Below are 8116 nucleotides of genomic sequence, written 5' to 3'. Positions count from 1 at the left end.
TTCTCGGACAGCAACGTCGTGTCGTCGAGATGGATGGAGGGCGGTTCCGGCATGTAGAGGCCGAGTCCGTGACCGAATCGCCCGAATCCTACGTCGCTGGGATCGAGATCGGTTGCTGCACCGATGGTCTTGCAAAGGTCACTGGCCGTGGTCGTCGCAGTGACACTCGCGATTGCCTCGCGTAGTCCGGTCAGGGCACGACGGTATCCGGCCGACTGTTCCGGCAGCGGTGTTCCGACGGTGTACATGCGGCAGAAGTCGGCCCAGTAGCCGTCGACGAGGACGCCGCCGTCCACGTAGAGGACGTCTCCGCGTTCCCACTCACGGTTGGTCGGAGCGCCGAAGAGGCCGCGCTCGACACCGGCGACGACATTGACGTATCCGAGTGCGTGAGCACCGGCATCGAAGGCTGCCGAGGCGAAGCGCTGGTGGATCTGCCGCTCGGCCAGCCCGGGCTCGAGCTGGGGCTTGAGCGCTTCGAGTGCCGATCCGAGGACGTCGGCTGCGTGGACCAACCGCTCGACTTCCCATTCGGACTTGTTCAAACGGGTCCGCCAGACCAGCTCTGAGGCGTCGACGCACCGCTGGTCGAGTCCGGGTGCGAGATCGGTGACCTGGGCAATCGGCGGGAATGCCGCGCGGTAGCCGTCGACCGCGATGGTGCCCTCGGCGCCGAGTTCCTTCAGCGCCGCCAGCAGCGCCTCGCCGGCGGCAGGCCCGAACTGGACGAGCCCGTCCGGCAGATACATCCCAGCGGGTACGGTCCGCAACTCGACGTAGTCGCGGACGATGACTCCGGGCACCCGCTCGGCAACGGCATCGGCCTCGGTTTCGGCGACGATCATCAGGAGCTCGTTCTCGGTGAGCACGGCGATGATCGGGCGGCTGAAGTTGGACCACGTCGAGGTGGTGTACCCCGTCAGATACGTGACGGTGCTCTCGCGCGTAGCCACCAACGCGGCCGCCCCCGCTTCTGCGAGGCCTTTACGAAGAAGTGTGTGGCGGCGTGTCAATTCCTCGGTCAAAGACATGGTTCGGACTCCTGACGGACGGGATGCGCACCAGAATGGTGCAATGATTGTTGAACAAAACAAGTGTAGCATCGGTCACGTTGCGATCGCGAGAGCCACGCAATATTTGTTGAACAAAAACTTACTGAGACACCTGGAGGACCTGCATGAACAGTCATTCGGTGCAAGCCGGGCGAACCGGCCATCGAGCACCACTGATGGTCGACAAGAACCGGTTGTGGGGCTCCCTGCGCGAGCTGGCCCTGATCGGTGCGTACGACGACGAGGCCACCGGGTTGCAGGGCGTCAACAGGCTCGCTCTGACCGACGAGGATGCTGCGGCGCGGAACCTGGTCACCTCCTGGATGAAGGCGGCCGGACTCGAGGTCCGCGTGGATCGGATGGGGAACATCTTCGGTCGCCGTGCCGGACGACGGGACGATCTGGCACCGGTGATGACCGGCTCCCACATCGACTCGGTCGCCACGGCAGGCGCGTTCGACGGTTGCCTCGGTGTGCTCGGAGCGATCGAGGTCATCCRATGCCTCGAAGAGAATGCAGTGACCACTGAACGCCCGATCGAAGTCGCGATCTTCACCGAAGAGGAGGGTGTCCGCTTCGGTACCGACATGCTCGGTAGCGCCGTAGCGTCCGGCCGGCTGCCGCTGGACTACGCCTACAACCTCACGGACAGCTCCGGGCGCCGGCTGGAGGACGAACTCGAGCGCATCGGCTTCAAGGGTGAGGCGGACGTGCTGACGAGCCCGCCGCACGCCTATGTCGAGTGCCATATCGAACAGGGCCCGATCCTGACCAAGGAGGGCTTCGACGTCGGAGTCGTGACCGGTGTTCAGGCCATTTCCTGGCTCAAGCTCGTCTTCCAGGGCCAAGCCGCCCATGCCGGCGCGACACCGACGCCGCTTCGCGTCGACGCGGGCCTGGCCGCTGCCCAGACGATCGTCCACGCCCGCGAGCTCGTCGACTCCGGCCGGTACGGCGAGCTGCGCGCCACCGCAGGCGGCCTCACGGTGACTCCTGGTCTGCCCAACGTCATTCCAGGGTCAGCGGAGATCGTCTTCGACATCCGCCATCCCGAGACCGAGCAGGTCTCCCGCGCGGAGGCGGCACTCGCGGAGTACGTCAAGACTCTGAGCGCCGCCTACCCGGGACTTCTGGTCGAGACCTCCCACATGGCCAGGACCAGGGATGTCCCCTTCGACCCGCGAATCCAGGACTCCATCGCACACTCGGCCGAGGCGCTCGGCTACCGATATCGGCGACTGATCTCCGGGGCCGGACACGATGCCCAGGAGATCGCCGCCCTCTGCCCCACGGCCATGGTGTTCGTCCGGGGCGAGTACGACGGCATCAGCCACAACCCGCGGGAGTACTCCAGCCCCGAAGCCTGCGAGCAGGGCGTCAACGTACTCGCACGCACCCTCACCACGCTGGCGAACGGGACGGACTGACACACCAGCGCACCCTCGCGCGACGTCCGTCGCGCAACTGGAACGGCGCCCGTGACCCCTGGTCCACGGGCGCCGTTTTACGTGGTCGTAGCACGCCGGTAGCCGTCCAGAATTGTTCAACACACATGGTTTCGTTTGTGCGATCGATAATCGGCCCATGCTCGCCGGTAGCCGTTGCCGAACAGGGGTTGACAGTTTTGTTCAACAAAATGTAGCTTTCTTTTCAGCGCGTACGTGACTTCCACCACAGATCACAACTAGGAGTCCGACTAATGACCTCTGGACCACAAACCACATCGAGGTCCGGGCAGGATGACGCCGGCACAGGATCGAGCATCGACGATCTGCCGCTGACGTCCTTTCACCGCCGACTCACCTTCTACTCCGCCGGAGGACCTTTCCTGGACGGCTACGTCCTGGCGATGATGGGCATCGCACTCACCCAGATCACCCCGGCCTGGAACCTGTCGGGTGCCTGGCAGGGCCTGATCGGAGCCTCCGCACTCATCGGGCTCTTCCTGGGCGGTCTGCTCGGCGGTTACATCACCGACCGAGTCGGCCGTCAGACGATGTACACCCTGGATCTACTGCTGGTCGCGGCGTGCTCGGTCGGTCAGTTCTTCGTCGAGGGCCCGATTCTGCTTCTCATCGCTCGCCTCCTTCTCGGGATGGCTGTCGGCGCCGACTACCCGATCGCCACATCGCTGCTCGCCGAGTTCGCCCCCCGCCGCAAGCGGGGAAGCCTACTGGGCTGGCTCACCGCGATGTGGGCCGCCGGTAGCGCCGCAGCGTTCGTCATCGGCGAATGGCTGATCCACCTGGTCGGTGACGAAGCCTGGCGCTGGATGCTGCTGTCCCCGGCCATTCCGGCCGTGGCGCTCGTGTTCGCACGGTGGGGCACACCGGAATCTCCGCGTTGGCTCGCTTCCCAGGGCCGGATCGACGAGGCGAATGCAGCTCTGCAGAAGGTGTTCGGACCCACCGCCAAGCTCGACGACATTCCCGACGACGAGGCGAAGCCGGCAACACTGGGCAGCCTGATGCGCGGGGTGTATCTGCGCCGGATGATCTTCATCTCGGTGTTCTGGACCTGCTCGATCCTCCCGATCTATGCCATCTACGCCTTCGGCCCGGCAATGATCGACGCGTTCGGACTTGGCGAGCCAGGTCAGGCAAATCTCGGAGAGGCGGGCATCGGCCTGTTGTTCCTGCTGGGCTGCCTCGCGGCCACCCTGCTGGCGAACCGACTCAACCGCCGCACACTGCTCATCTGGCCGTTCGCCATCTCGACCGTCGCCTTGCTGGGACTTGGGCTCGCCGGAACGGCATCCACGCTGACCATCGCAGTACTCTTTTCCGTCTATGCAGTCGCAATCGGCGGACCCACCATCCTGCAGTGGGTCTACCCGAATGAGCTGTTCCCCACCGAAATTCGTGCGACCGCCGTGGGACTGGGCACCTCGATCAGCCGGATCGGTGCCGCACTGGGTACGTTCCTCACACCGATCGGCCTCCAAACGTTCGGCATCGGGACCACGCTCCTGATCGCCGCAGCGATCAGCGCGACCGGGGTGATCGTGTCGTACTTCATGGCCCCGGAAACCCGGAACAAGAGCCTGAGCGAGACCAGCGGGGGCTGACGCCCACCCGCGCACCACCGTCGTTGCCGGATCCACCGCGAAACACGCTCCGCGGTATCGCCCGGGATTCGCCACTCGACCGCAGGAGATGATCGGTGATCCGGGACGGTCGAACCCGTTCATGAGCCCGTTCGGCGCGAGCTGCGCCGGACGGGCTCTCGGCAACAACCGGGACACCCCACTGGAACGGGCGCGCAGCACATCAGTCCCGACCTGGTGGTTGCCGACAGAACGCAACTTTCATGAGRGGGACGAATGATGCTGCAGGTGAACCGGCTTCGCCTACTCTGCGAACTCCACCGCAGAGGCACCCTCGCCGCGGTGGCCAGTGCCCTGTCCTACAGTCCGTCGGCAGTCTCCCAACAGCTCCGCCAACTCGAACGCGAAGTGGGCGCAATCCTGCTCGAGCCAGTCGGACGCGGCGTGCGGCTGACCGAGCAAGGCCTCATCCTCGTCGAGCACGGCAATCGGGTCCTCGGCCTGCTCGAACAAGCCGAAGCGGAGGTCGTAGCCTCCCTCGGCCAGATACGCGGGACTGTGAGAGTCGCGGCCTTCCAGACGGCAGCACTAGCGCTGGTTCCGGGCATGCTCGCGGAGTTACGCAATCGGCATCCCCTCGTCGACGTGGAGTTCACCCAGGGGGAGCCGACCGAGACGGTGCCCGCGCTGGCATCGGCGGAGTACGACCTCGTGATCATCGAAAGCTACCCCGGGTACCCCCCACGGATTCCGGAGGGGATGCATGTCGACAAGTTGATGACGGACCCACTCTGGCTGGTGATCCCAGATGCGATCGCGTCGACGATCGACCCGGAATATGACGTGATCGCCCAGCTCTCGGGCGCCAAGTGGGCGATGGAGCTGGCAGAGTCGGTGCCGGGAATGTGGATTCGGGATCAGTGCCGACGGGCAGGGTTCAGCCCGTCGATCATGTGCAAATCCGAGGACCTGCTAGTGCACCGCCACCTGGCAGAGGAAGGCCTCGTTGTCGCGGTACTTCCCGGACTGGCCCTGCATCACCTGGATTCGTCTACTGTCAGATACCCTGTCGGCCCCGAGCTGACCTGTCGCGAGGTACAGGTGGCGACTCGGTCCACGGCCCGCGCCAGCCCGGCCATATCCGCTGTGCACGACGCTCTCATCCGCAGCGCACAGTCCTTCACACACGAAATGCCCGCGTAGTGTCGCGGGCATTTCGTGTGTGAGGGCAGTAAACGGAAATACGATCAGCACTGCCGGCCGTGAGAGACGAACACCCCCGAATCCGTGAAACAACACGGACCTCGATCGAGCTACCCGACGCAACCAGGGGATCGGCGGCGCGAGTCTCTACCGTCGACGGCGCGGGGAGAGATTGGACGCCCACCCCACGCCGGCTGGCACGAGTGCAAGCCGGCGTGGGGTGGCACTTACCCCGATTCAGGAAACCTCGACGACGAGTTCGACCTCGACCGGTGCATTCAGCGGCAGTTCCGCCATCCCCACCGCAGAGCGGGCGTGCTCGCCGCGTTCACCGAAGATCTCGAGAAGCAGATCGCTGGCACCGTTGATCACAGCAGGCTGACCGGTGAATCCGTCCGCGGAGGAAACGAACCCGACGACCTTCACGATGCGGATCGAGTCCAGATCGGCAAGCGCCGAGACCGCGGCGAGGGCATTGAGTGTGCACAGTCGCGCGAGCTCTGCGGCCTCGTCGGTCGATACTTCGGCGCCCACCTTGCCGGTCCCGGCCAGACCGCCTTCCGAGAGCGGGAGCTGGCCGGAGGTGAAAATGAGGTTTCCCGCGCGAACAGCAGGCACGTAGCTGGTGACCGGTGCCGCCGGTGTGGGCAACTTCAGTCCCAGTTCGGCCAGTCGCTCCAGGGTTCGATCATGACGGGAAACATCGGTTGTAGCGGTCATGTACTTCCTCTCGGGATTCGATGTGAGTTCAGCTCAGCACAGCGTCGCTGTGGCTGCGCTGCACTGGTGTCGGGCGGGTGGAACCGTCGTGGACGGGCTTATGGTTCAGCGGTTGTCGAGGGGGTTGGCCGCGAGTCCTTCKGTGCTGACGAGCACGATCACCGACGTGGTGTCGAGATCGAGCGCGGCGCGGCGTGCAGGGTCGGTGAGTGCGGCACGAACGCCGGCGAGGGATGCCGCACCGCACGGACCGGCATCTTGGCCCAGTGCTGCAAGGTCAGCGACCGCCGTGCGGGACTCCTGATCAGTGACGCTGATGGCGGCGTCGAGGCCGTTGAGGAGGGACGGCCAGCCGATGGTGGAGGGGGTGCCGCAATTCAGTCCAGCCATGATGGTGGGGGATTCGATCTCGACGCTCGTGATCTCACCTGCGAGCAGGGAGGTGGCCACGCATGCTGCCGTCACTGGTTCCACGCTCAACAGGCGTGGACGTGTGACGCCGCTGCGGTAGTGATCGACCATCGCCTGCGCCAAAGATCCGACTCCGACCGGGCAGGCGACGAGATCGGGAGTCAGTCCGAGCGTGCCGAGAGACTCGTCGACCTCGGCGAACAACGTCGTGTAACCGTCGATAATCCATTGGGGGACATCGACATACCCCTCCCAGGAGGTGTCCTGGACCAAGAAGTCCAGCGGACGCGACTTGGTCGATTCGCTGGCGAATGCGACGACCTCGTCGTAGCTCGAATYGAGTGAGATCAACTCTGCGCCTTCCTCCACAATCGCGTCTGCGGCGGATTTGCTCACACCCTCTGGAATGTAGATGCGTGCCGACACCCCGAGCAAGGATGCCATTCTGGCGACCGCGCGCCCGTGATTGCCGTCAGTGGCCGTCACCAGGGTCACATCATGCGGATTGGTCAGAACCTTCGCCAGACTGTCCGCCAGCACGGGCAGCGTCGCGGACCGCGGGTCCAGGTCCAACCACCGGCTCACTGCTCGGCAGGTGGCCCACGATGCTCCGAGGATCTTGAATGCAGGAAGGCCCATCCGGTTCGACTCGTCCTTGAGGAACACCCGCCCGACCGAAAGTTCGTGCGCGAGGGAAGGCAGTTCTGTCAGCTGAGTGGGCGTGTATCCGGCGATCGTGCGGTGAAACTGAAGTGCTGATCCCGGCGGTGTAGGTCGCCACGCCCGCGCAGATGGATTCGCATACCAATGAGCCTCTTGAGTTGAAGACATGAAATACATCGTCAGGCGCGGAGTCATGCAGGTCCAGCGACTCTTTCCGTTTGGTAGACGTCAGGATTTGTAACGAATACATGCAGTCTGACGCAAACCTCGACGGACGCCTCCATGGGCAGTCGCGCAAGCTCTGGGGGGACTGGAGCAGGAGGTACGCACCTTCTGAACGGCTTTCTCTTCCTGGACGGAGGCATCACTGACCACGTACTAATGGGAGATATCAGGTCCGGCCGGTCCGGCAAACGCGGCAGCTGGTGGCCGCAAGTGGATGAGCACTCCTCACGAGTGGACTCTGTGTCGAGTCCTAGCGTCAGATCTTGCCTCCACCGGCGTGCCAGGAGGTCTGCGATCGCTGATGGGATGTCGTGCCCGACCTGCATCAGCTCCCGGTGCCGGCTCAGGTCTTAGGTGCAACGCCGCTGATACAGGTTCCGTCGGATACAAGAGGATGACCGTTGCCCACCTCGGGGCTGTGTGCTGCCCGAGGTGGGCGCGGGACCGCCGAAGCTGTGCTTCGCCCGGACACCGGGACGGGTGGAACGGCAGGTTAGATCGTGTGGGTTTTGGTGGTCCAGGCGCGGGTCTGTTCGCTGAGACTGAAGCCGAGTCCGGGTCGGTTGGGCACGATCATCCGGCCATTGCGGACCTCGAGCTTCTCGTTGAACATCGGCTCGAGCCATTCGAAGTGCTCGAGCCACGGCTCGGTCGGGTAGGCAGCCGCAAGGTGCAGATGGATTTCCATTGCGAAGTGCGGAGCCAGGCTCAATCCTTTATGTGATGCGAGGGAGGCGATCTGCAGGAACGGGGTGATGCCGCCGGCCCGGGGCGTCGGGCTGAACGAAGTCGGAGG

The 8116-nt window shown here is 64.5% G+C and carries 7 protein-coding genes; 3 read left to right on the top strand and 4 right to left on the bottom strand.

Translation table 11 applies throughout. From position 1 onward, the window contains the following. Positions 1–1031: M24 family metallopeptidase (locus tag AC1D1G_RS37690; protein ID WP_477956126.1), on the bottom strand; the 1031-nt coding region annotated here is incomplete at its 3' end. Between the two features lie 197 nt (positions 1032–1228). Here AC1D1G_RS37690 and AC1D1G_RS37685 point away from each other — a divergent pair. The 3 genes from AC1D1G_RS37685 (at position 1229) to AC1D1G_RS37675 (ending at position 5301) form a co-directional block, all read left to right on the top strand. Next, positions 1229–2479, top strand: coding sequence for a M20 family metallo-hydrolase (locus AC1D1G_RS37685; protein WP_477956125.1), 1251 nt, complete (start codon positions 1229–1231; stop codon positions 2477–2479). Between the two features lie 272 nt (positions 2480–2751). Beyond that, a complete protein-coding gene (locus AC1D1G_RS37680; RefSeq protein ID WP_477956124.1) occupies positions 2752–4119 on the top strand; it encodes an MFS transporter in 1368 nt (455 codons plus the stop codon). 258 nt (positions 4120–4377) lie between these two features. After that, the gene (locus AC1D1G_RS37675; RefSeq protein WP_477956127.1) at positions 4378–5301 is read left to right on the top strand and encodes a LysR family transcriptional regulator; all 924 of its coding nucleotides are present in this window, start codon (positions 4378–4380) and stop codon (positions 5299–5301) included. Between the two features lie 237 nt (positions 5302–5538). Here AC1D1G_RS37675 and AC1D1G_RS37670 read toward each other — a convergent pair whose 3' ends face one another. The 3 genes from AC1D1G_RS37670 to AC1D1G_RS37660 all read right to left on the bottom strand — a co-directional run. After that, a complete protein-coding gene (locus AC1D1G_RS37670) occupies positions 5539–6021 on the bottom strand; it encodes a RidA family protein (RefSeq protein ID WP_477956123.1) in 483 nt (160 codons plus the stop codon). Positions 6022–6126: 105 nt separating this feature from the next. Next, complete coding sequence (locus AC1D1G_RS37665; RefSeq protein WP_477956122.1) at positions 6127–7263, bottom strand: diaminopropionate ammonia-lyase; 1137 nt, start codon at positions 7261–7263, stop codon at positions 6127–6129. 550 nt (positions 7264–7813) lie between these two features. Then, on the bottom strand, positions 7814–8116 hold a 303-nt coding region (locus AC1D1G_RS37660; protein WP_477956121.1), incomplete at its 5' end, for an enolase C-terminal domain-like protein.

This window comes from Rhodococcus sp. P3_B8, assembly GCF_056402775.1.
This window is presented reverse-complemented; position numbering and strand designations above follow the sequence as displayed.

What these genes read in the sequence shown, in the direction of transcription:
- AC1D1G_RS37680 (WP_477956124.1), top strand. Translation starts at nt 2,752, where the DNA reads ATGACCTCTGGACCACAAACCACATCGAGGTCCGGGCAGGATGACGCC.
- AC1D1G_RS37675 (WP_477956127.1), top strand. Translation starts at nt 4,378, where the DNA reads ATGCTGCAGGTGAACCGGCTTCGCCTACTCTGCGAACTCCACCGCAGA.
- AC1D1G_RS37670 (WP_477956123.1), bottom strand. Translation starts at nt 6,021, where the DNA reads ATGACCGCTACAACCGATGTTTCCCGTCATGATCGAACCCTGGAGCGA.